General features: G+C 66.4%; 16 protein-coding genes, 2 tRNA genes and 1 pseudogene. 13 read left to right on the top strand and 6 right to left on the bottom strand.

The genetic code is table 11. From position 1 onward, the window contains the following. Positions 1–66: 66 nt before the first annotated feature. Positions 67–870, bottom strand: coding sequence for a sterol desaturase family protein (locus LG3211_RS14540; RefSeq protein WP_222837505.1), 804 nt, complete (start codon positions 868–870; stop codon positions 67–69). Between the two features lie 191 nt (positions 871–1,061). Next, complete coding sequence (locus LG3211_RS26465; RefSeq protein WP_187313022.1) at positions 1,062–1,211, bottom strand: hypothetical protein; 150 nt, start codon at positions 1,209–1,211, stop codon at positions 1,062–1,064. A gap of 353 nt (positions 1,212–1,564) precedes the next feature. Between LG3211_RS26465 and LG3211_RS14535 the strand changes: the two genes are divergently transcribed. The 5 genes from LG3211_RS14535 to LG3211_RS14515 all read left to right on the top strand — a co-directional run bounded on the left by LG3211_RS14535 (position 1,565) and on the right by LG3211_RS14515 (position 8,973). Then, positions 1,565–2,338, top strand: coding sequence for a ferredoxin--NADP reductase (locus LG3211_RS14535; protein ID WP_057943466.1), 774 nt, complete (start codon positions 1,565–1,567; stop codon positions 2,336–2,338). A 163-nt stretch (positions 2,339–2,501) separates the two neighbouring features. Beyond that, on the top strand, positions 2,502–3,425 hold the full coding sequence (gene rocF, locus LG3211_RS14530) for an arginase (RefSeq protein ID WP_057943465.1): 924 nt from the start codon (positions 2,502–2,504) through the stop codon (positions 3,423–3,425). Between the two features lie 643 nt (positions 3,426–4,068). Continuing rightward, positions 4,069–6,597, top strand: coding sequence for a TonB-dependent receptor (locus LG3211_RS14525; RefSeq protein ID WP_057943464.1), 2,529 nt, complete (start codon positions 4,069–4,071; stop codon positions 6,595–6,597). 394 nt (positions 6,598–6,991) lie between these two features. Then, a complete protein-coding gene (locus LG3211_RS14520) occupies positions 6,992–8,008 on the top strand; it encodes a TolB family protein (protein WP_057943463.1) in 1,017 nt (338 codons plus the stop codon). Between the two features lie 464 nt (positions 8,009–8,472). Beyond that, the gene (locus LG3211_RS14515) at positions 8,473–8,973 is read left to right on the top strand and encodes a CinA family protein (RefSeq protein ID WP_057943462.1); all 501 of its coding nucleotides are present in this window, start codon (positions 8,473–8,475) and stop codon (positions 8,971–8,973) included. A 45-nt stretch (positions 8,974–9,018) separates the two neighbouring features. On the opposite strand, the gene LG3211_RS14510 is transcribed toward LG3211_RS14515, so the two are convergent. After that, complete coding sequence (locus tag LG3211_RS14510) at positions 9,019–9,960, bottom strand: bifunctional helix-turn-helix transcriptional regulator/GNAT family N-acetyltransferase (protein ID WP_057943461.1); 942 nt, start codon at positions 9,958–9,960, stop codon at positions 9,019–9,021. A 114-nt stretch (positions 9,961–10,074) separates the two neighbouring features. Here LG3211_RS14510 and lexA point away from each other — a divergent pair, with 114 nt between their 5' ends. The 8 genes and pseudogenes from lexA to LG3211_RS14470 all read left to right on the top strand — a co-directional run bounded on the left by lexA (position 10,075) and on the right by LG3211_RS14470 (position 17,368). Further along, positions 10,075–10,725 (top strand): transcriptional repressor LexA, encoded by a 651-nt coding sequence (gene lexA, locus LG3211_RS14505; protein ID WP_057943460.1) that lies wholly within the window; start codon positions 10,075–10,077, stop codon positions 10,723–10,725. Between the two features lie 267 nt (positions 10,726–10,992). After that, complete coding sequence (gene recA / locus LG3211_RS14500; protein ID WP_057943459.1) at positions 10,993–12,018, top strand: recombinase RecA; 1,026 nt, start codon at positions 10,993–10,995, stop codon at positions 12,016–12,018. 712 nt (positions 12,019–12,730) lie between these two features. Beyond that, positions 12,731–13,192 (top strand): annotated as a pseudogene (gene recX / locus LG3211_RS27085) (recombination regulator RecX); the annotation flags it as partial. A gap of 165 nt (positions 13,193–13,357) precedes the next feature. Further along, positions 13,358–15,991 (top strand): alanine--tRNA ligase, encoded by a 2,634-nt coding sequence (alaS, locus tag LG3211_RS14490; RefSeq protein WP_057943458.1) that lies wholly within the window; start codon positions 13,358–13,360, stop codon positions 15,989–15,991. Between the two features lie 144 nt (positions 15,992–16,135). Beyond that, positions 16,136–16,339, top strand: coding sequence for a carbon storage regulator CsrA (gene csrA / locus LG3211_RS14485; protein WP_036111509.1), 204 nt, complete (start codon positions 16,136–16,138; stop codon positions 16,337–16,339). Between the two features lie 78 nt (positions 16,340–16,417). Then, positions 16,418–16,510 (top strand) — tRNA-Ser (locus LG3211_RS14480). Positions 16,511–16,641: 131 nt separating this feature from the next. Then, positions 16,642–16,718, top strand: a tRNA-Arg gene (locus LG3211_RS14475). Between the two features lie 302 nt (positions 16,719–17,020). Next, the gene (locus LG3211_RS14470; protein WP_057943457.1) at positions 17,021–17,368 is read left to right on the top strand and encodes a DUF6717 family protein; all 348 of its coding nucleotides are present in this window, start codon (positions 17,021–17,023) and stop codon (positions 17,366–17,368) included. A gap of 120 nt (positions 17,369–17,488) precedes the next feature. On the opposite strand, the gene LG3211_RS14465 is transcribed toward LG3211_RS14470, so the two are convergent. The 3 genes from LG3211_RS14465 to kdpC form a co-directional block, all read right to left on the bottom strand. Next, positions 17,489–18,217, bottom strand: coding sequence for a response regulator (locus LG3211_RS14465; protein WP_057943456.1), 729 nt, complete (start codon positions 18,215–18,217; stop codon positions 17,489–17,491). Continuing rightward, on the bottom strand, positions 18,214–20,928 hold the full coding sequence (locus tag LG3211_RS14460) for a sensor histidine kinase (RefSeq protein WP_057943455.1): 2,715 nt from the start codon (positions 20,926–20,928) through the stop codon (positions 18,214–18,216). Before LG3211_RS14460 ends, LG3211_RS14465 begins: the two co-directional genes overlap by 4 nt. Before the next feature lie 648 nt (positions 20,929–21,576). Continuing rightward, positions 21,577–22,176, bottom strand: coding sequence for a potassium-transporting ATPase subunit KdpC (gene kdpC, locus LG3211_RS14455; RefSeq protein ID WP_057943454.1), 600 nt, complete (start codon positions 22,174–22,176; stop codon positions 21,577–21,579). Between the last annotated feature and the right edge of the window lie 56 nt (positions 22,177–22,232).

Genomic DNA, 22,232 nt, shown 5'->3' with positions numbered 1-22,232 from the left:
GTCCTTGATTGTTACGTTGCCGACGCGAGAGGGTTGGGGAGGTGCGAAGAGCGGATCGGTTCGCGGCTACGCGCGCGGTGCTTTCCTGCGCGGCCGTAACGGGTGGATGAGGGTCGAGAAGATCGCGCCGTTGCGCGGGAACGAGCCCGGGTCGAACAGGCCGATGGCGCGCGGCCGGCGGTCGGGCCGCCAGGTGTAGCTGCCGAACAATCGATCCCAGATCGACAGGTCCGAGCCGAAGTGGCCGGCCTCGGCCTTGTCGCAGCTGTGGTGCATGCGATGCAGTTCGGGGCTGGCGAGCAGGTGATTGAGCCAGCCCAGGCGCACGTCGATGTTGGCGTGGACGAAATAGCCCTGGGCGATGATGAAGACGCCGACGGCGAACACCGCGTGCTCGGAAAAACCGATCAGCGACAGACTCACCTGGACGAAGAACTGCGCCAGCACGATGTCGAACACGTGGTTGACGCCGTTGTTGCCGACGTTGACCTTGTCCGGCACGTGATGCACGCCGTGCAGCCGCCACAGCAGCGGGATGTCGTGGCCGGCGCGGTGCACCGCGTAGCTCGCCAGCGAACTGAGCAGCAGCGCCAGCGGGATTTCGGCCCATAGCGGCAGCGCCGGATGGAGCGGTGCGACTTTCGACACCACCGCCATCACCGGCACCTGGGCCAGCGCGCCGCCGATCACGGTCAGGACGAAGTACAGCGCGTACAGGCCCCATTCGCGCCGGGTCGGCAGCCACGCGCGCTCATAGGGAATCAGCCGCTCCAGCCCGGCCAGATAAACGATGGTGGCCAGCACATAGGCCATGCTGGCGGCGCCGAGATTCCACTCCAGGGTTATCGCGGTTACTGAATAGATAACCACCGACGACAATAATATCGGGTGCGCCAGATAACGCAGAAACTCGAACTTGTTTATCCGGGACGGCGTGACCGCGGTGGCGGTTTGGTTTGGCGAAGCGGTGGGGGCAGGGAGCGGGCTGGTGATAACGTCGTCTGCGTCACATCCGGAACGAGACCCCTCAGGCAGCCCCGTACGGGCATCAGATAATGGGTTCATCGCCGCGCTCCATTATCAATATCCGCGCCTGGCAGGGTTTTCATGGCGATATTGCGATCGCCGTTGCCAAAGCCATGCGCGGCGGTAGTCGCTATGGCATAAGGTCTTGATTTGTTTGGCGCATAGCAAGCCGTCGAATCGTCCATGCGACCCTCGCGGTGATGTGGTTTGAGTGGCCTGGATAATACGTTTCCGTATTGTTTCAGCCGGGTCCGCGGGCCGGATGGCGCCCGGGTCATTCAGGGCGCCATATTCAAGGCAAGTTCAAGCCGCAGTCAAAGAAGCAGGCCCGATAATCCAGTGACGCGGATCATTCTTTTGAATATCCGTTCCCCGGCGGCAAAGATAATGTGCTGGTATGGGTCCGCCATTCGTCCGCGAGCCGCGGCGCGCGCTACCCGCGATGGCACCCATTAATGACAATCGCGCGTCCGCCGGGTGACCGAGCGTCCCGGCGGACTGCGTGTACGGAATATGTCCATAACAAGGAGTCACGACGATGCAGTTGGCGACCGAACGCGTCATCGACGTCAAACACTGGAACGACAGCTTGTTCAGCTTTCGCACCACCCGCGATCCGGGCTTCCGCTTCGACAGCGGCCACTTCGTGATGGTCGGGCTGGAAGTAGACGGCAGGCCGCTGATGCGCGCCTACTCGATCGCCAGCGCGCACTACGAAGAGCATCTGGAGTTCTTCAGCATCAAGGTGCCCGACGGCCCGCTGACTTCGCGGCTGCGCCACATCAGCAGCGGCGACGAAGTGCTGGTGAGCCGGCGTCCCACCGGCACGCTGGTGCTCAACGACCTCAATCCCGGCAAGCGCCTGTACCTGCTCGGCACCGGCACCGGGCTGGCGCCGTTCCTGAGCATCATCCGCGACCCGCTCACCTACGAGCGCTTCGAAACCGTGGTGCTGGCGCACGGCGTGCGCCATATCAGCGACCTGGCCTACGCGGATTTCCTCGAACGCGAACTGCCCGCGCACGAGTTCCTCGGCGATCTGGTGCGCGAGCGCCTGATCTACTACCCCAGCGTCACCCGCGAGCCGTTCCGCAACCAGGGCCGCATCACCGATGCGATCGCCGACGGCTTGATGGCGCAGACCTTGGGCCTGCCGGCGCTGAACCCTGTCGAGGACCGGGTGATGCTGTGCGGCAGCCCGCAGATGCTCGAAGACACCGCGATGCTGCTGGAAGGTCGCGGCTTCAAGCCGTCGCCGCGCACGCGCGAGCCCGGCGACTACGTGATCGAGCGGGCGTTCGTGGAGAAGTGAGCGGGAAGCCGGGAATCGGGAATAGGGAGTCGGGAACGGGAACGGCGAAAAGCGGGTGCTTGCGAGCGCCTGGCTGTTGTCGATCCCGGTGCCCGGGTGGCCCACATCGGATTCCCGATACCCGATTCCCCATTCCCGATTCCCGGCCTTTCAAGGAACACACATGAGTCCCTCTCCAACCGCGGTCACGCTGATCGGCGCACCGACCGACATCGGCGCGGGCTATCGCGGCGCCCGCCTGGGCCCGGAAGCGCTGCGCATCGCCGGCCTCAGCGAATCGTTGCGCGCGCTCGGCCTGGACGTGGCCGACCGCGGCAACCTGGACGGCCCGCCCAATCCCTGGACCGAACCGGTCGACGGCTATCGCCATCTCGACGAAGTGGTGGCCTGGAATCAAAGCGTGATGGACGCGGTCGGCGCCGAGTTGCGCGGCGGCCGCATGCCGATCCTGCTCGGCGGCGATCACTGCCTGGGACTGGGTTCGATCACCGCGGTCGCCAGGCATTGCCGCGAACACGGCAAGAAACTGCGCGTGCTGTGGCTGGACGCGCATGCCGACTTCAACACCCACGACATCACCCCGACCGGCAACATGCACGGCATGCCGGTGGCCTGCCTCATCGGACTGGGGCCGCGCGAACTCACCCACCTGGGCGGGCAAGCGCCGGCGATGCAGGTCGATGAGATGCGCCAGATCGGTACGCGCTCGGTCGATGCCGGCGAGAAGCAACTGATCAAGCGCCATGGCTTGCCGGTATACGACATGCGCAAGATCGGCGACATCGGCATTCGGCGGGTGATGGAGCAGGCGCTGGATGGGGTGGACGACAACACCCACATCCATGTCAGCTTCGATGTCGATTTCCTCGATCCCAGCATCGCGCCGGGCGTCGGCACCGTGGTCGCGGGCGGGCCCAACTACCGCGAGGCGCAGTTGGCGATGGAGATGATCGCCGAGAGCGGGCGGGTGGGGTCGCTGGACATCGTCGAGCTCAATCCGATCCTGGATCGCGATAACGGCACGGCGTTGGTGGCGATCGATCTGGTGGAGAGTTTGTTCGGGAAATCGACGTTGGTTAGGGATTGAGTGGGGTAGCTGAAAGAGTTGCGACTAAACCGTGCCTTCTCCCTCTCCCGCTTGCCACCCAAGGTGACTTCCTTCGGGGCGCGGGAGAGGGCTGGGGTGAGGGAATGAGCGCCGCAGGCGCGAATGCTCTTGCTTTGCCTACAACTCCTCACACACCCTCACCCCAACCCCTCTCCCGCAAGCGGGAGAGGGGCTCTACATCGCTCCTATCGTTCAAGTGGTTTGACTGACGGCGCGATCCAATGGCCGCCGTAGCGCGCTCGCGATCACCACGAAGAAACCCTGTCGCTTAGACGAACAGGCGAACTCGCGCCGCTCCGATCAAAGCCCATCCACCCAGCTAAAACCCGAACGTTCGTTCGTTTATCGCGCCGAATTCGCCGGCGCAATTACTTGCCGACACAAAGGTGTTGCGACGCCGCATGACGTGTGCCGTCGTCATGCTAATTTCCGGACGCACATTCGATACCCGTCTCGCATACCAGGGCCGCATCGCGCGTGGACCGCGCATGCGACTTGGACGCTTGGCGCGGCACGTGCCGGATGGGAACCGGACACAGGCAGGCCGCATCACCGTCATCGCATCGCAGACATCGAAGTCCGCACGTTTTCGACGAAACGTTTTCACAAAGGGGAATACCAGATGATCGCTCGCTCGCCGGGTCGCAAGTCCTTGTCCTTGGCCATCGCATTCGGCCTGGCCGCTTTCGCTTCGCAGACGCAGGCGCAACAAGCCGCCGCGCCGCCGCAGCAAGAGGAAGCCAAGACGCTCGCCGGTCTGACCGTCACCGCGCAAAAACGCGAGGAGGCGATGCAGGACGTGCCGATCTCGATCACCGCCTTGCCCGAGCAACTGCTGCGCGACACCGGCGTGCGCGACGTCAAGGACGTGCAACTGCTGGTGCCGGGCCTGACCGTCAGCAGCACCCAGAGCGAGGTGCAGACGGTGGCGCGCATCCGCGGCATCGGCACGGTAGGCGACAACGCCGGTCTGGAGTCTTCGGTCGGCGTGGTCATCGACGGCGTGTATCGCCCGCGCAACGGCGTGGGTTTCGGCGACCTGGGCGAGATCGAGCGCATCGAAGTGCTCAAGGGCCCGCAGGGCACGGTGTTCGGCAAGAACACCTCGGCCGGCGTGATCAACGTGATCACCCGCCGTCCGAGCTACGACACCACGGTGGAGGGCGAACTCACCATCGGCAACTACGGCGCGCTCGGCGCGGCCGGTTCGCTCAACACCACGATCGGCGAAAACGCCGCCTTCCGCATCTACGGCGCCAAGCGCAAGCGCGACGGCTTCACCGATGTAGAAGTCGGCCGCGGCCCGCGCGGCGAGCGCGAGGACGGCGACCAGAACTTCCACACCTTGCGCGGCCAGCTGCTGTTGGAGCCGACCGAGAACCTCGACATCAACCTGATCGCGGACTTCACCAGCCGCGAAGAAAACTGCTGCGTCGGCCTGACCACGGTGCGCGGGCCGACCTCGGCGATCATCAACGGCCTGGTCGGCGGCATCGGCGTGGCGCCGGTGGCCGATCCGTTCGCGCGCCGCGCGTGGAGCAACCGCCCGACCACGCAGGACATCAAGGACAAGGGCATTTCCGCCGAGGTCAACTGGATCACGCCGTGGTTCGGCGGCGCCACTCTGACCTCGATCACCGCCTCGCGCGATTGGCAGGCGATCAACGGCCTGGACTTCGATTTCACCACCGCCGACATGATCTACCGCGACGCCGATCCGGACGAATCGTTCACCGGCTTCAAGCAGTTCAGCCAGGAATTCCGCCTGACCGGCGCGACCGACAAGCTCGACTGGATGGTCGGGCTGTTCTATGCCGACGAAGACCTCAAGCGCAACGACTCCTACAGCCTGGGCGCGCACTACGAGCCGTATCTGTCCACCGCCGTGCTGAGCCAGATCGCCGCGCGTTTCCCGGCCGGCATGGTCAACACCGCCAACGCCGCGACCTTCCTGTCGCAGGCGGCGGGGCGTCCGTTCGGCAGCAGCTTCGGCGGCCTCGGCGCGCTCGACCGTTATCAGCAGAACAGCAAGAGCGTGGCGTTGTTCACGAACAACACCTGGCACGCGACCGATCAGCTCGATATCACCCTGGGCCTGCGCTACACCAAGGAAAACAAGGAACTCGATTCGGTCTACAGCAATCCCAATGGCGGCCTGGGCTGCGGCGCGGCGCTGTCGAATCCGGCGCGGGTCGGCCAGGCGCTGGCCGCGCGCGGCGTGCCGGTCGCAGCGCTCGGCGCGCTGGTGCCGCAGGTGGTCGGCTTCATGTGCCTGCCGTGGGCCAACACCTTGCACAACGGCCGGGTGACCAATCAGGAACGCGACGAGAAGGAATGGTCGGGCACGTTGAAGGCGGCGTATCGCTGGAACGAGCACGTGATGGGCTACGCCTCGGCCGCGCGCGGCTACAAGGCCGGCGGTTTCAATCTCGATCGCGTGCAGTCTTCCAACGGCCTGTCGGCGGGCACCGCCGGCATCGCGCCGGTCAACGACACCTCGTTCCCGGGCGAGTTCGTCGATAGCTACGAGTTGGGCGCCAAGACCACCTGGGCCGGCGGCAACCTGTTGCTCAACGCGACCTTGTTCCACCAGACCTATACCGACTTCCAGCTCAACAGCTTCCTGGGCACCAGCTTCGTGGTGCGTTCGATCCCGGAAGTGGTGTCGCAGGGCATCGACACCGAAATCATGTGGCAGACCGGCCTCAAGGGCCTGATGCTGCAGGGCGGCGTGATGTACGCCGACACCAAGTACGGCGACGATCCCTTGCCCGATGCCGACCTCGCCAAGCTGCCCGGCGCGCGCGCGAGCTTCGCGCCGCTGTGGTCGGCCTCGGCGTCGGTGACGTACCAGTGGGATTTCGCCTCCGATCTGGTCGGCCGCTTCAACATCGGCGCGAAGTATTCCTCCGACTACAACACCGGTTCCGACCTCGACCCGGAGAAGTCGCAGGACGCCTACACCGTGGTCAACGCGCGCCTGGGCTTCGGCGCCAAGAACCGGCGCTGGATGATCGAAGCCTGGGCGATGAATCTGTTCGACGAGGAATACAAGCAGGTCGGCTTCGACGCGCCGCTGCAGACCGGTTCGTGGAATGCCTTCCTCGGAGCACCGCGTACCTATGGCATGACCTTCCGGGTGATGTACTGAGCCCTGAGGGCCGCCGATGCTCCCGCCGCTGCGCATGCGGCGTGGCGGGAGCGGGGTAGGCGAATCCTTCGTGGGGTTTCATTGCAGTCCGGTTTCGTAATCGCCGCTCCTGCGGTTGCACTGCAGGAGCGGCGCAGGCTGCGACTGCGTGGCTTCATCAACGACTTTGCGACGACGCGAACGCCCAAGCGTCGATCTCGCGCATCGCACCCGCCACCATCGCGCCGCCTGACACTTGTCAGCGATGCTTGCTGCAAGCGCCAAACCGGCGCCCGCGATGACTAGCGGCACATGCCCGCGCCTGTCCGCGCGCCTAGCGTGAGCCGCGAACCTGGGCCATGGACCGGTGTTGCCCGCGGACGCGACGTTCGCTTTCCACGCATCGGACTGCCGCATGACTTCCTTGATCAAACCGCTGGCGCAAGCGTCGGCGGCATTGGCGCTGTGCGCCGGTTTGTCGTCGCCGTCGTTCGCCGCCGCGACTGCGCCTGTGCAAACCGCGCCTACGATTTTCTCGCCCGGGGTGATCTCCGGCGCCGGCCACGACGCCGCGCCCGCGTTCACGCCCGACGGCGACACCGTCTACTTCGGCCGGCAGGCGCCGGACACTGCGGCGATCATGGAATCGCACCGCATCGCCGATGGCTGGAGCGAGCCGCGCATCGCGGATTTCTCCGGCGAATGGAGCGACATGGAGCCATCGATGGCACCCGACGGCTCGTACATGGTCTACGTGTCCAACCGTCCGGCGCGCGCCGGCGACAAGCCCGGCGATGGGTTCTACAACGGCAAGGCCTGGCCGGGCAAAGCCAGCGCGCTATGGCAGGTGCGCCGCACCGGCAAGGGCTGGAGCGCGCCGGAGCGTCTGCCGGAACAGATCAACCGCAGCACCTCGATCTACGCCCCAACCGTCGCCGCCGACGGTTCGCTGTACTTCATGCAGCCCAACACCAAGACCGGCAATTTCCAACTGTTCCGCAGCCAGATGCGCGATGGCCGGTTCGAGGAGCCGCAGCCGCTGCCATTCAGCGGCGGCGAGCAGAACGACGTCGATCCGGCGGTGGCGCCGGACGAATCGTTCCTGATCTTCGGCTCGCGGCGCGAACCGGCGAGCAAGTCGATGGATCTGTTCGTGGTGTTCCGCGGCGGCGCAGGCTGGGGCACGCCGCAGTGGCTGGGCGATGTGGTCAACGGCCCGAACTCGGATGCCGAAGCGCGCTTGAGTCCGGATCTGAAGACGTTGTACTTCAGCAGCGAACGCACGGTGCCGGTGGGGTATCCGCGGACCCGCGAGCAGACCCGCGCCGATCTGAAGCGCATCGCTGCCTGGGATAATTCGCTTTACAACATCTGGCAGGTGCCATTGCGGCCGTTGTTGGAGAAGTATCGCGGGGAGTTTGGGGCGCGTTGAGGTCGGGCGGCGGCGGTGTTCGCAGGCCTTGGGAGTGCGGGCGCGGGAGGGGACCGAACTTTCCTGCCGTCATCCCCGCGAAGGCGGGGATCCAGGGCTTTATCGCGACGTGCCTTTCGGTGGCAGACGCGGCCGTCTGAAGTCAGGCGGCATCGCTCCCGATCGGTTGGCAACCCGGCCAGGGCTGGCCGCGCTTGCAGGCGTGGGGAGTGCGGCAGCGGGGCGATGGGAGATCGAATCTTCCGGCCGTCATCCCCGCGAAGGCGGGGATCCAGGGCTTTATCGCGACATACCTTTCGGGGGCAGACGCGGCCGTCTGAAGTCAGGCGGCTTCGCTCCCGATCGATTGACGACCCGGTCAGGGCTGGTCGCCCTGGCGTTCGTGGATGCGCGAGCCCGCGGCTCGCAAGCGCATCCACTCACTCAGCAAAGCCGCGTCGCCTTCGCCCGTTATAGTGAGCGCCATGACCGCAGACGCCTCCGACATCGCCTTGCAGCGCCTCGCCCAGCAGATCGGCGAGGACGCCCGCCTCAATCACCACATGCTGGTCACCGCCGAAAGTTGCACCGGCGGCTGGATCGCCAAGACCCTGACCGATATCGCCGGTTCCTCGGCCTGGTTCGAGTGCGGGCTGGTCGCGTACAGCTACGAGGCCAAGCAGGCCCTGCTCAGCGTGCGTCCGCAGACGCTGGAACAGTTCGGCGCGGTCAGCCGCGAGACCGTGATCGAAATGGTCTCCGGCGCCCTGGCCAATACCGGAGCGACCATCGGTGTCGCGGTGACCGGCATCGCCGGGCCCGGCGGCGGCACCGAGGACAAGCCGGTCGGCACGGTCTGGATTGCCTGGAAACGCCGCGGCGGCTATCCGCGCGCGGAAGTCTTCCACTTCGACGGCGATCGCGAGGCGGTGCGCCGCCAGACCGTGGCCGCGGCCTTGATGGGCATGCAGGCGCTGGTCGCCTGAGCCCGCCCGCGTGATTCGGCGCGGCTCAGAAAACGCGCGCCGCGATCAATCCAGCTCGCGCGTCCACACCTGCCCGACCAGATCGTGGCCGAAGCTGTGGTGGCGCTCTTCCTCGATCAGCTTGAAGCCGAAGTCTTCGTAAATCCGCCGCGCCGAGGTCAACAGGTCGTTGGTCCACAGCAGCATGCGCCGGTAGCCGGCGGCGCGGGCGAATTCGATGCAGGTCCGCACCAGGCTGCGGCCGACGCCGAGCCCGCGCGCGCGCGGATCGACCAGCAGGCAGCGCAGCTGCGCGGTATCGGCATCGTCCTTGTTGCGCACCACGAAAACGCAGCCGATGCGCTCGCCGTCCAGTTCGGCGATCCAGCAGCGCTCGCGTTCGGGATCGTGCGTGGCGGCGAAGCGCGCGAACAGGCCCGCCACCAGCGCCTCGAAATCGCCGTTCCAACCGTATTCGTCCGCGTACAGCCGGCCGTGCCGCTCGATCGCCCAGCCGATGTCGCCGATCCGGTGCGTGCGGATCCGCACCCGCTGCGCCGCCGGCAGCGTCTGCGGCGACAGCGCGAGCTCGGCTTCGGCGATCGCGCGCAGCAGGCGGTCGCGCTCCAGCGGCGACAGCGCCGCCAGCATCGCCGCGGTGGCCTCGTGCGAGCTGCGGTCGAGCAGGGCGAAGGCCTCGCGGCCCTTGGCCGACAGGGTCAGCACGAAGCTGCGCGCGTCGAGTTCGGAGCGGGTTTTCTCGATCAGGCCGGCGTCGGCGAAGGTTTGCAGGATCCGGCTCAGATAGCCCGGGTCCAGGCCCAGCGTGTCGCCGATGTCGCGCGCGGCGACCGGTTCGCGCTGGGCCAGTTCGAACAATACCCGCGCCTGGGTCAGCGGAAAGCGGCTGCCCAGCAAGTCCTCGTGCAGCACGCCGATACGCCGGGTGTAGAACCGGTTGAAGGCGCGGATGGCGTCTACTTCGGCGGTTTCGATATCGGTGGCCATGACGGCGTCTCGATGGGCAGAGCCGCAGATTCGGATAACTAATTGACTGTGTCAAATAAATTTCCGTCTCAGCGGCCTTGCTGTCCCGGGTCGTTAGTAGTAATACTACTAACCATGAATCTGACCGACACCCAGCAAGCCATCCTCGCGCTGATCGCGGAACGGATCGACGCCGAGGGTATCCCGCCGTCCCAGACCGAGATCGCCAAGGCCCTGGGCTTCAAGGGCGTACGCGCCGCGCAGTACCACCTCGACGCGCTCGAGGCGGCCGGCGCGATCGAACGCACCCCCGGCCGGGCCCGCGGCATCCGCGTGCTGCAGCCGCCGCAACAGGCCCAGCGCGAGCTCGGGCTGGTTTCGGCCAACGACGAGGAAGCGATCCGCTTGCCGGTGCTGGGCCGGGTCGCCGCCGGTTCGCCGATCGGCTCGGGCGCCGGTGTCGAGCCGGACAACTACGTGCTGCTCGATCGCAACATGTTCTTCCCGTCGCCGGACTATCTGCTCAAGGTCAAGGGCGACTCGATGCGCGACGAAGGCATCTTCGACGGCGACCTGATCGGCGTGCACCGCACCCACGACGCGCGCTCGGGCCAGATCGTGGTCGCGCGCATCGACGATGAGATCACCGTCAAGCTGCTCAAGATCGGCAAGGACCGCATCCGGCTTCTGCCGCGCAATCCCGATTACGCGCCCATCGAGGTCCAGCCCGATCAGGATTTCGCCATCGAAGGCCTGTACTGCGGCCTGGTCCGGCCCAATCGCTGAACCATGGGACGCGCAAAGGCCAACGTCGATCGTTACGGCTCGGTGCGCGCCTGCGCGCCCGTACACGCCGCGCAAGCGGCATTGCAAGGCCTGGATGAGTCGATTTCCGCCTCGATTTCGAGGAGAAATCCGACCCCCGCCCAGGCCGTGCCCCGGCTTACCGCCACGGTGGCGGGCGATAATTTAGTTCCAGGCGCGACGGTCTCAGTCTCTGCGATGCGCGTCCTCTAACTTCCCCTCACCACGACAGACTTAAGGAATACAGCGATGGACGAGAACAAAAAGCGCGCTCTTGCGGCCGCCCTGGGCCAGATCGAAAAGCAATTCGGCAAGGGCTCGGTGATGCGCATGGGCGACCGCGCGGTCGAAGTCGCCGAGGTCATCGGCACCGGCTCGCTGATGCTCGACATCGCGCTGGGCATCGGCGGCCTGCCCAAGGGCCGCGTGGTCGAGATCTACGGCCCGGAATCCTCCGGCAAGACCACGCTGACCCTGCAAGCCATCGCCCAATGCCAGAAGAACGGCGGCACCGCCGCGTTCATCGACGCCGAGCACGCGCTCGATCCCATCTACGCCGCCAAGCTCGGCGTCAACGTCGATGACCTGCTGCTGTCGCAGCCCGACACCGGTGAGCAGGCGCTGGAAATCGCCGACATGCTGGTGCGTTCGGCCGCGGTCGACATCGTCGTCATCGACTCGGTCGCAGCGCTGACCCCCAAGGCTGAAATCGAAGGCGAAATGGGCGATCAGCTGCCCGGCCTGCAGGCCCGTCTGATGAGCCAGGCGCTGCGCAAGCTGACCGGCAACATCAAGCGCTCGGGCACCCTGGTGGTCTTCATCAACCAGCTGCGCATGAAGATCGGCGTGATGATGCCGGGCCAGAGCCCGGAAGTGACCACCGGCGGCAACGCGCTCAAGTTCTACGCCTCGGTGCGCCTGGACATCCGCCGCATCGGCGCGATCAAGAAGGGCGACGAAATCATCGGCAACCAGACCAAGATCAAGGTCGTCAAGAACAAGCTGGCCCCGCCGTTCAAGCAGGTCGTCACGGAAATCCTCTACGGCGAAGGCATCTCGCGCGAAGGCGAGCTGATCGACATGGGCGTGGAAGCCAAGCTGGTCGAGAAGTCCGGCGCCTGGTACAGCTGCGGCGATGAGCGCATCGGCCAGGGCAAGGAAAACGCGCGCCAGTACCTCAAGGAAAACCCCGAGGTCGCCGCGCGCCTGGAAGCGCAACTGCGCGAGAAGTTCGTCCCCAGCGACGCACCGCGCGAAGAGGCCGTCGAGGACTGATCCTCGCCGGCACGGTTAGATGAGTTCCGATCGGGATGACGGACGGCGCCATGGTGGTGGCGCCGACGGCACGGCCGGGCAGGGCGATGAGCCCTCGCCCGGCCGTAGCGGTGCGCATCTCGATGAATTGCGCGCGCGTATGCGCGCGATCGAAAGCAACGCCAAGGCGGCGGCTTCGCTTCGCGATGAAGCCGGTCGCGGCGGCGCCACGGGCGACCGCGCGCGCGGGGGCGTAGGCGGGGCGGCCCGATCCGGCGAAGCCGAGGCCGGCATAGGTGCCGGCACCGGTATCGATGCCGAAACCGAAGGCGACGAAACACCGTCAGCATTTGAGACAGGAGCCGACCGCAAGCCGCGTCGCTCCGGCCTGGGCGGCGGCGGCTTCGGCCAGCGCCGAAACCGCCCGAAGCGGCTCGCGTACGGCGCGGAAATGAACGAGTCAGAAAACGCGCCTGAACCAGGCCGCGCGGCTTCAGGTCGGGACGCCGCGGCGCGGCCCAGGTGGCCGGCCACATGGTCTCGGCGGCCTGGCTCCCGCGATGCCGAAGATGAATCGCCGCAGCTCACGGGAGCGGGTGAGGGGCGGACAAATCCCGGCGGACCGGCTGCGTCCGAGCCGCAATCCGGCCCGGATTCCGATGCCGAGGCGGCTTTCGACAACGACTACACCCCGTTATTCGACGAAAGTCTAAACGACGCCGCCCGCGGTTCGCGCCGGCGGGGCGCGCGCGAGCAGACCGCGACTCAGCGCGCCCTGGGCCTGCTGACCCGGCGCGAGCATTCGCGCAAGGAACTGACCCGGAAACTGACCTCGCGCGGGCTCGATCGCGAAGAGGTCGTGGCGGCCGTCGATCGGCTCGCTGATGCCGGCTGGCAGAACGACGCCCGCTTCGCCGAGAGCATGATTCGCAGCCGCGCTGGCAACGGCTACGGCCCGGTGCATATCCGCGCCGAGCTGGGCATGCACGGCCTGGACAGTCAGATCGTCTCCGAGGCTTTGCAGAACTACGAAGGCGATTGGCTCGACAATGCCCGCGAATTGGCCCGGCGCCGCTACGGCGAGGGCTATTTTCTGGACCCGGCGTTGCGCCGAAAGGCCGCGGATCTGCTGATACGGCGCGGCTTCGACGGCGAAACCGTGCGTAATGCCAGTCGTTCCTGCGCCGAGGACTGAACGGCTGGGCATATTTGCTGCACAGCCTTGCGCATAAAGCCCCCGGGCCTGCTAGGCTACGCGGCTTTCGGGTCCCCGGGTTGCCTGTTCCAGTCGATGCCCCCATCGTGGTGGCATGGGTTCGGTCGAGCGGTCCGCTCCCGACCAGGCGACTATCTCCCAGGCATGAAGACCACCACTGAAATCCGCAGCGATTTCCTCGAGTTTTTTCGGGGCAAGGGCCACACCATCGTGCCGTCGGCACCGTTGGTGCCGGCTAACGACCCGACCTTGTTGTTCACCAACTCGGGCATGGTGCAATTCAAGAACGTATTCCTCGGCAGCGAGAAGCCGGGCTACGTGCGCGCGGCCGACGTGCAGCGCTGCCTGCGTGCCGGCGGCAAGCACAACGACCTCGATCAGGTCGGCTATACCGCGCGTCACCACACCTTCTTCGAAATGCTCGGCAACTGGTCCTTCGGCGATTACTTCAAGGACGACGCCATCACCTGGGCCTGGGAACTGCTGACCCAGGTGTGGGGCCTGCCGGCCGAACGCCTGCTGGTCACGGTCTACCACACCGACGACGAAGCCTTCGATCTTTGGAACAAGAAGATCGGCGTGCCGGCCGAACGCATCGTGCGCATCGGCGACAACAAGGGTGCACCGTTCGCATCGGACAATTTCTGGCAGATGGCCGACACCGGCCCCTGCGGCCCGTGCACGGAAATCTTCTACGACCACGGCGCGCACATCGCCGGCGGCCCGCCGGGTTCGCCCGACGAGGACGGCGATCGCTTCATCGAAATCTGGAACCTGGTGTTCATGCAGTTCGACCGCCAGCCCGACGGCACGCTGCTGCCGTTGCCGGCGCCGTGCGTGGATACCGGCATGGGCCTGGAACGTCTGGCGGCGGTGCTGCAGGGCGTGCACGGCAACTACGAGATCGACCTGTTCCGGCATCTGATCGCGGCTGCGGCCAAGGCCACCGGCACCGCCGATCTGGAGAACAAATCGCTGCGCGTGATCGCCGATCACATCCGCGCGTGTTCTTTCCTGATCGTGGACGGCGTGCTGCCGTCCAACGACGGCCGCGGCTACGTGCTGCGGCGGATCATCCGCCGCGCGCTGCGCCACGGCTGGATGCTCGGCCAGAAGGGGCCGTTCTTCCACAAGCTGGTCAAGGCGCTGGTCGAAGTAATGGGCGATGCCTATCCGGAACTGGCCGCCAAGCGCGAATTCGTCGAAGCCGCGCTGGCCGCCGAAGAAGAGCGCTTCGCCGCGACGCTGGATTCGGGCATGCGCATCTTCGATGAGATCGCCACGCGCTCGCACGGCACCATCGCCGGCACCGACGCATTCAAGCTCTACGACACCTACGGCTTCCCGGCCGACCTGACCGCCGACATCGCGCGCGAGCGCGGCCTGTCGGTGGACATGGCCGGCTTCGAAGTCGAGATGGAAAAGCAGCGCATCATCGCGCGCAAGGCCGGCAAGTTCGGCAACGCGACCACGATGCCGGCCGAACTGGCCGCGCAGCTGGCGCCGACCGAATTCCTCGGCTACGACCACCTCACCGAAGGCGGCCTGCAAGTCGTGGCGCTGCTGCGCGACGGCGCGCCGGTCGAGCGGCTCGACGCCGGCGACGAAGGTGTGGTCATCCTCGACCGCACCCCGTTCTACGCCGAAAGCGGCGGCCAGGTCGGCGACACCGGCGAGCTCGACGAAGCCGGCACCCGTTTCGTGGTCGGCGATACGCAGAAGTTCGCCGGCCAGTTCCACGGCCACATCGGCACGCTTACCGCCGGCAGCCTCAAGCGCGGCGACCGCGTCCTTGGCGCCGTGGACGAAGCCCGCCGCTCGGCGACCGTGCTCAACCATTCGGCGACCCACCTGCTGCACGCGGCCCTGCGCCGCCTGCTCGGCGACCACGTGACCCAGAAGGGCTCGCTGGTCGCTCCGGACCGCCTGCGTTTCGACTTCTCGCACTTCAACCCGCTGACCGACGCCGAGCTCGCCCAGATCGAGCGCCAGGTCAACAGCGACGTGCGCCGCAACTACGAAGCCGAAGTCCACCAGATGGGCATGCAGGAAGCCATCGACTTCGGCGCCATGGCGCTGTTCGGCGAGAAGTATGGCGACCGCGTGCGCGTGCTGCGCATGGGCGAGGCCTCGACCGAACTGTGCGGCGGCACCCACGTGTCACGCACCGGCGACATCGGCCTGTTCAAGATCGTGGCCGAAAGCGGCGTCCAGGCCGGCGTGCGCCGGATCGAGGCGCTGACCGGGCAGGGCGCGCTGGACTATGTGGCCGAAGAGGAGCAGCGCCTGGAGCAGGCCGCGCGCCTTCTCGGCGGCAACGCCGGCGATGTGGCCGACAAGCTGCGCGCGCTGCTCGACCGGCAGAAGAAGCTCGAACGCGAGTTGGAATCGATTAAAGCCAAGGCCGCTTCCGGCGCCGCCTCCGACCTGGCCGCCTCGGCGACCCAGATCGGCGCGGTCAAGCTGGTAGCGACCCGGCTGGAAGGGTTTGACGCCAAGGCGTTGCGAGAGGCGGTAGACAGCCTCAAACAGCAGCTTGGCGACGCGGTGATCGTGCTGGCGGGCGCCAGCGACGGTAAGGCGGCCTTGGTCGCTGGAGTGAACGGAAGCGCGGCTGGCAAGGTCAAGGCGGGGGAACTCCTCGCTCACGTGGCCGGTCAGATCAACGGTAAAGGCGGCGGCCGTCCGGACATGGCGCAGGGCGGAGGCGATGACGGCCCGGCCCTGATCCAGGCTCTTGCGGGCGTTGCGCACTGGGTTGAGAGTAAGCTTGTCTGAATGGCGAACAGTGACCTCTATCGCTTGCGACCTAGTTTGACCGGTCGCTAAGATGGTTCACGTTTGTGTACAAATTGAAGCATTCTTCCTGATGGAAAAGAATGCCAACGCCGGTACTACGGTCCCGGCTCGAGGAGGTTTTCAATGCTGATCCTGACGCGTCGCGTCGGCGAAACCCTGATGATCGGCGACTCGGTGACCGTCACCGTGCTCGGCGTCAAGGGGAACCAGGTGCGTATCGGTATTACCGCACCGAAAGATGTCGCGGTCCATCGCGAGGAGATTTATCAGCGCATCCAGCGTGGCGAGGACGCGTCGGACGATTCTGGCAAAAACGCTGGCGGCTGATAAAAAAAGTTTGTCGCAAGCGTTGCCGTAAAACGGGTGAGCCGTTATGCTTCCCGCCCGCATTGCTTCAATAGATGCGGAGAGTTGCCCGAGAGGCTGAAGGGGCTCCCCTGCTAAGGGAGTATAGGGTCAAAAGCTCTATCGAGGGTTCGAATCCCTCACTCTCCGCCAGTTGCAAATGGAAGCCGCCAATGGCGGCTTTTCTTTGCTGATTGTCGGTTTGGCGGTATCGATGATCAGCAAAAAAAGAGTTTGAAAAATGTTGACGATGCGCTGATTAATCGTCATAATTTTCCAACTAGGCGCCCGTAGCTCAGCTGGATAGAGCACCAGGCTACGAACTTGGGGGTCGGAGGTTCGAATCCTTCCGGGCGCGCCACTACAAAGAAAGCCGGCAATCGAAAGATTGCCGGCTTTTTCTTTGCGTGTTTTGTTTAGCTGTTCGCGCCTCGCGAAGTGGCCGATCCGATGGTGTGTATCGGTGCTCGAATGCAAAGCGCGTCGGTCAGCGATGCGCGGCCCAGGTGTGGAGTTCCGAATGCCTTAGCGGCCGCTGCGCGAATACGCCGGCTCCGATCCGCCGGGCTCATACTCCGAACGCGTCACCAACCCGAACCGATGCCTTGCGCACGCGCGCGCTAGCCACCATAGTCCCGGCCTTTCTGGCCAAAGGACCTCGCCATGAACGCCATCGTCGCGATTCATCCGTACAAGACCCACGGCATGTGGGTGTTCGACGACCTCGCGGTCGGACTGCGCGAGGAGCCGTTCGTCTCCGGCGCCGATACGATCATCGATCACATGGTCGCCGGCATCGACGGCGCCCAGAACGGCTTCACCCTGCTGTTCTCGACCCACCCGTTTCCGGGCTATCAGCTGCAACTGGACTGGCAGCGCGCCGACCTCAGCGGCAACTGGTATCGCAGCGAATCGATCGGCATGGAAGGCTGGCTGTGCCCGGCCTTGCTCAAGTACTTCGATGCGCCGCCGACTACGCTGTACGCGCAGTTCCGCGCCAAGGCTGCGTAAGGCGGGCCGTCGGTCGCGCACGAACGCCCGGCGCGCTCGTGCGTGCCGCGGCTTGAGCGGCCGCTACGCGACGTGGATTGAAACGGCCACCCAAGCGCACGCGCCGATCGAACCCCGCTTTCAGCGCGTCTCGATGAAACGCAGCCCCACGCCCGGCTCGGTGGCGATATAACGCGGTGCCGCGGCGTCGTCGCCGAGCTTGTGGCGCAGCTTGCCCACCAGGATGCGCAGGTAATGCGTGTCCTCCTGATGCGTCGGCCCCCACAGCTCGCGCAGCAGCTGCGGCTGAGTGACCACGCGTCCGGCGTGCTGGAACAGCATCGCCAGCAGCGCGTACTCCTTGCGCGCGAGCACCACCGGCTCGCCGTGCAGATGCACCTCGCGCCGCGCCAGGTCGATGCGCAGATGGCCGTCGTCGAACACCGGCAGGGTCTCGCCCTGCGGGCCGTGCGCGCGCAGCAGGGCGCGCACGCGCGCCATCAGTTCCTGCACGCCGAAGGGCTTGGTCACGTAGTCGTTGGCGCCGCCGTCGAGCGCGGCGACCTTTTCCGATTCGCTGGAACGCACGGTCAACAAAATTACCGGCACGCCCGACCACTGGCGCAGCTCGCGCAGCACGTCGTGGCCGTCGCGATCGGGCAGGCCCAGATCCAGGATCACCAGGTCGGCGCCGCGCGTGGCCAGCGTTTCCAGGCCGCTGTTGCCGTTCTCGGCCAGCTCGACCGCATAGCCCTGGGCGCGCAGGGCGATGTCGAGAAACTTGCGGATCTGCGGCTCGTCGTCGATCACCAGCACGCGCGCGGGCGGCGCGGCCTGCGGGTGCGAATGCGGAGCGTGGTCCTCGGTCATGGCGCGGCGGCAGGCTCGGGTTCGATAGGCGGCAGGGTAATGCGGATCGTGGTGCCGCGGCGACCCTGCGCATCGGGCTGGCCGGGCAGGGCGACGACGTTGCCGCCGTGCGCGCCGATCATGCCCTGGCAGATCGCCAGCCCCAGGCCGGTGCCCTGGCGGCCGCGATCGCCGCGCTCGACGCTGTAGAACATGTCGAAGATGCGCGCGCGTTCGTCCTCGGGAATGCCCGGGCCGCGGTCGCTGACGTCGATGCGCAGCACCTGCTCGGGCTGGGCGCCGGGCTCGTTATCGACCCGGCGCGCGTCGATGCTCACCGGCGTGTCGGGCGGGGAGAACTTCACCGCGTTTTCGATCACGTTGAACAGCGCTTGTTCGATCAACGCCGGATGCACCCAGATCGGTCCGAGCCCGGGCTGCAGCCGCACCTCGAAGCGCGCGCCCGGCTCGTAGCGTTGCAGGCGCGTGACCGCCGAACCGATCAATTCGTCCACGCCGATCCAGTCGCGATTGAGCGCCAGCCCGCCGTGGCCGAGCCGGGTCATGTCGAGCAGATTCTGGATGTAGCGGTCCAGCCGTTCGCCTTCGATGCGGATGGTTTCCAGCAGGGCGTGGCGATCCTCGCGCGGCATCGCCTCGGCGTAGTTGTCCAGGCTGCTGGCGGCGCCGATGATCGAGGCCAACGGCGAGCGCAGATCGTGCGAGACCGAGGACAGCAGCGCCGAGCGCAGGCGTTCGGTTTCGCCGCTGACGCGCGAGTCTTCCAGGTCGGCGACCAAACGGGTGCGCAGAATCGCCTGTGCGACGTCGTCGGTCATGGCCTCGGCCAATCGACGCTGTTCCGCGCCCAGCCGGGTCAGCGACGTGGGAAAACGCAAGCCGACCACGCCGGCCGCCGGCGCGTCGTTCGAGCCGGCGCCTTTGAGCGGCAGCAGCCACCAATCCGATCCGGCCAAGGTATCGGTATAGCGGCCGGCGGATTGGCGATGCTTCAGGCTCCAGTCGGCGGCGGCGCGATCCTTGTCGTTCATCTCCGGCAACTGCTCGCCGCGCAGCGGCGCGGCGCCGATGTAGACGAAGGCTTCCGCGCCCAGCGAGCGCTTGAGCGCGTTGCGCCCGGCGCGCACGACCTGGCCGACGTCGGCGGCGGTGGACAGTTCGCGGCCGAGGCTCTGCAGCTCGGTCGCGTGCGCGTTGGACGCGCGCAAGGCCAGCACCTGCATGCGCAGCTTCGAGGCCAGGCGTCCGGCGACCAGCGCCGCGGCCAGGAACAGCACCACCGTCGCCACGCCCTGGCTCGCGCCGATTTCGAAGGTGAAGCGCGGCTCGATGAAGAAGAAGTTGTACGCCAGAAAGCACAGCACCGAGGCGATCACCGCCGCGGTCATGCGGGTGCGCGCGGCGACCACGACCACCGCGACGATGAAGATCAGCGACAGATCGTCCAGGCCGATCCAGCGTTCGGCGGCCCAGGCCAGGGCGGTGGCGAGGGTGGCGGCAACCACCGCCAGCGCCGCGTCGCTGCGATTGAGCAGGCCGCGCAGGCGGCTGCCGTTGTCGCGCATCGATCGCCGTGCCTTCGCGCGCGCTTCCGGCGTGCTGACGATGGTCAGCTCGTAATGCGCGCCGCGCTGGATCAGTTGCTGGGTCAGGGTGCGGTTGATCATGCGCGCGAGCGGCCGCTCGCGGGTGCGGCCGAGCACGATGGTCGATACGCCGGCGCGTTCGCCGTGATCGAGCAGGGCATCGACGATGCTGTTGCCGTGCAGCACCACCGCCTCGCCGCCGAGCCGGCGGGCGAGGGCGAAGGCGCGGTCGAGTTCGGATTGGCGCGCCTCGTCGGGCGCGCCGCCGGTGTGGACGGTGACCACGATCCACGGCGAATCGCGGCGTTCGGCGATGCGGCGCGCCACCCGCACCAGGTATTCGGACTGGCCGAGCCCGTCGATGGCGACCATCACCGCGCGCCGCAGCGGCACGCCGGGCAGGCCGCGCGCGGTCTGGGCCTCGCGCAGGTCGCTGTCGACGCGATCGGCGGCGGTCTGCATCGCCAGTTCGCGCAGCGCGGTCAGGTTCGAGGGCGAGAAGAAGGCCTGCAGCGCGTGCGCGGCCTGTTCGGGCACGTAGACCTTGCCCTGTTGCAGGCGCTCGATCAGCTCGCGCGGCGGCAGATCGACCAGGACGATATCGCGCAGGCGGTCGAACAGCGCATCGGGCACGGTTTCGCTGACGCGCACGCCGGTGATGCGGTGGATGACGTCGTTGAGGCTTTCCAGGTGCTGGATGTTGATGGTGGTGTAGACGTCGATGCCGGCGTCCAGCAGTTCCAGCACATCCTGCCAGCGCCGTTCGTGGCGGCTGCCGGGGGCGTTGCGGTGGGCGAGTTCATCGACCAGCGCGACCTTGGGCTTGCGCGCGAGCACGGCGTCGAGGTCCATTTCCTCGAGCGTGCGGCCCTGGTAGTCCAGGCGTTTGCGCGGGAGCACGTCGAGGCCTTCGACCAGGGCCGAGGTTTCGGCGCGGCCGTGGGTTTCGACGATGGCGACGACGACGTCGATGCCGCGGCGTTGCAGTTCGCGGGCGCGGCCGAGCATGGTGTAGGTCTTGCCGACGCCGGGCGCTGCGCCGAGGAAGATCGTCAACCGCCCGGCGCCCTGGCGTTGCAGTTCGCCCATGAGGGCATCGGCTTGGGCGCTGCGGGGGTCGGTCATGCGGGAATTGTGCGCTGGGTGGGTGATGGGTGTGTAGTGGTGCGGGTGGGCGGTTTAGGGCTTTGGGGCCCTCCTAAGTAAGAGCCCGACGTTCCTGATCGAAACAACCCGGCCTGCGCATTCTCTCCCACCGTCATTCCCGCGAACGCGGGAATCCAGGGCCTTTCGTGCGAGAACGCTTGAAGTCTCTGGATGTTCGGCTACGCCGAAGTAAAGCGGAGCCCGCGTTCGCGGGAATGACGAGCAAAAATGCAGAAGCCTCAAGCAAGAGCAAGAGCAAACGCCTAAAGCTTCCGCCATAAAGCGGCGGGTTACTTTCTTTGTCCAAAGCGACAAAGAACGTAACCAAAGAAAACGCTTTGGCTGTTTCGAGTCAAAAGCCACGAGCGCGATGCTTACGCAGGCAGGTCCCACATTGGGCATCCTGCCCAAGGTGGGACCCGGCACACGTCCATGTGCGCCGCCCTTCGGGTGTCCCTGGTCTCGCGAGTTACTAGCGGCGCCAGGCAACGACAAAAGCAAAGGCAGGGCTGAAGCAAAGCGTAAGCGAAGCGAAGCAGAGACAAAGCGAAGCAAAATCTTGGCAACGGCAACGGCAACGGCAACGGCAACGGCAACGGCAACGGCCGCGCCGCGATAAGCGTCGAATCAGCGGGCCGCATCCAGGGCCAGGTTGAGCCGCAGCACATTCACCCGCGCCTGCCCGAGCGCACCGAACTGCGGCGCCTCAGTGTTCGCGGCAATCAAGGCCTGAATCTTGGCCGCATCCACGCCGCGCGCCTTGGCTACGCGCGCGGCCTGCACCTGCGCGGCGCGGGGCGAGATGTGCGGGTCTAGGCCGCCGCCGGATTGAGTGGCCAGTTCGGCCGGTACTTCGCTCACGGCAATGCCTTCGCGTTGGGCGATCGCCGCGGTGTCGTCGGCGATGCGCTTGCGCAGGTCGGGATTGCTGCGTGCCTGGTTGCTGCCCGATGCGGCGGTCGGATCGTACTTGGCCGCCGAGGGACGCGCCTGGAAATACTTCGCGTCGGAGAAGGGCTGGGCGATCAGCGCCGAGCCGACGGCATGGCCGTTGTGCTCGATGATCGAACCGGTGGCCTGCGACGGAAATGCGACTCGGCCGAGCGCGGTGCCGGCGAGCGAGTACAGCAGGCCGAAGCCGAGCAGAGCGACGGCGGCGAACAGCAACGGCGCGCGCAACCCAATGCGGTCGTCGATGCTGGCGGCTTGGGTGGTGGGAGTGTTCATTTCGTTGTCCTGTTGATTAGGTCGGGCCTTGCTGGTTTCGCTTGGCCCTCACCCCA

This window comes from Lysobacter gummosus (assembly GCF_001442805.1).
Lineage (GTDB): Bacteria > Pseudomonadota > Gammaproteobacteria > Xanthomonadales > Xanthomonadaceae > Lysobacter > Lysobacter gummosus.
This window is presented reverse-complemented; position numbering and strand designations above follow the sequence as displayed.